Genomic DNA, 401 nt, shown 5'->3' with positions numbered 1-401 from the left:
TAGGCGAGCGTCTCCTCGATGTTGTCCTCCACCCAGCCGGTGAGCTTGGGGTATTTGCCGCCCCATTTGGCAAGCCATGCCGCCAGATCGCGCCGCACCTCGCCAAGATCGCGCCGGTCGTACATCCAGCGGAGCTCGAGCAGGCAATCGTCGTCGACCTCTCGCAATGATGCCGTCCTCGCGCACCCGCTCATAGCGCGCATCCAGGATCAGATAGGGGAATGGCTCCTTGAGCTTGCGCTCGCAAAACGCCTTCAGCGACGCATCCAGCCGTTTGTTGATGGCGCTGATCGCCGAGGCCGAGAACGCATGCCCACAAGTTCTTCGGTGACTTGCTTGACCTTCCGCGTCGAGACGCCTTGCACGTACATCTCGGCCAAGGCCGCTACCAGCGCCTTCTC

The 401-nt window shown here is 62.3% G+C and carries 1 pseudogene; it reads right to left on the bottom strand.

The features are described from left to right. A pseudogene (locus AC5ZGW_RS47345) lies at window positions 1-401 on the bottom strand (transposase); the annotation flags it as partial.

Source organism: Bradyrhizobium sp. Crot121, assembly GCF_059512385.1.
Note: the sequence above shows the minus strand (reverse complement) of the source record. Positions and strands in the feature narration are given on the sequence as shown.